Source organism: Sphingobacterium sp. HSC-15S19 (assembly GCF_050433745.1).
Classification (GTDB): Bacteria; Bacteroidota; Bacteroidia; order Sphingobacteriales; family Sphingobacteriaceae; genus Sphingobacterium; species Sphingobacterium siyangense.
The window spans coordinates 1-1,232 of record NZ_JBNPWQ010000104.1 but is presented as its reverse complement, the minus strand read 5'-3'; the positions used below and the strand labels follow the sequence as shown (position 1 = coordinate 1,232).

Below are 1,232 nucleotides of genomic sequence, written 5' to 3'. Positions count from 1 at the left end.
TGTAATCTCCCCTAAAAATAGCTACGATTATTAATGTAGTTTTATAAATTAGGGACAATGAAAAAAAGCAAATTCAGCGAGTCACAGATCATCAAGATCTTATCATTCCAGGAATCAGGGCAATCGGTATCAGACATCTGCCGTGAGCATGGAATCAGTCAGGGAACATTCTATTCTTGGAAAAGTAAATACTCCGGTATGGAGGCATCTCAGCTCAGACAGATGAAGGATATGGAGCGCGAGCTGGCTCAATATAAAAAGATAGTTGCCGAACAAGCTCTGCAGATTACAGTTTTAAAAGATGTCATCGAAAAAAAGCTCTAGGGCCTGCCGAGAAACGCGAGCTTGTTGGTTACTCCCGTGAGGAGTTTGGAATCAGTCTTCGTCAGGCCTGTATGTTGTTTAATATCAGTACATCGGTTTATTATTATCAAGCTAAGCGCAGCGATGACAGTGAAGTAATAGAGCAATTATCCATCCTTGCGGATCTCCATCGTACCTGGGGATTCTGGATGATGTATCATCGTTTAAGAAAGCTACAGTTTATGTGGAACCACAAGCGGGTATATCGTATTTACACCTCAATGCGGCTGAATCTACGCAACAAGCGCAAGAAACGTTTACCTGCACGAGTAAAAGCTCCGTTATTGTGTCCCATTGGACCAAATATCACATGGAGTCTTGATTTTATGCACGATACGTTATCTACAGGGAAGAGCATCCGGACATTGAACATCATAGATGATTTTAATCGGGAAGCATTATCTATTACAGTTGACACCAGCCTTCCGGCAACCAGAGTGGTCAAAGAATTAGAAAAGCTGGTAGAATGGCGGGGAAAGCCTGAATGCATACGGTCAGATAACGGTCCTGAGTTTTTAGCTGATGTATTACAGCAATGGTGTTCGCAAAGCGGCATTGAATGGTGTTATATCCAACCAGGTAAACCTACCCAAAATAGTCTTATCGAAAGGTTCAACAGAACGTTTAGGCAGGATGTATTGGACAGTTATATGTTTGAAAACCTCACTGCGATCAGAAGATACGCTAATGCCTGGGCATGGATGTATAATAATGTCAGACCACATTCTTCGCTAGGGCAACTTACACCTGTGGAATTTTTATTGAAATATGGGAAACAGGAGAATTTCCCGACTTTCCAACGAGATAATAACAATAAATTCGATTGGAATTATTTAGTTTTGGATATAGCTAGTTAGGGTGAGATTACA

Annotated in this window: 1 protein-coding gene; it reads left to right on the top strand. The window is 41.2% G+C overall.

What is annotated here, in order from left to right; genetic code table 11:
- Nucleotides 1–57 precede the first annotated feature (57 nt).
- A protein-coding gene (locus L1283_RS28505; protein WP_429626821.1) for an IS3 family transposase occupies nucleotides 58–1,220 on the top strand; the annotation gives its coding sequence in 2 pieces (ribosomal slippage) (nucleotides 58–310 and nucleotides 310–1,220; 1,164 coding nt in all).
- Nucleotides 1,221–1,232 lie beyond the last annotated feature (12 nt).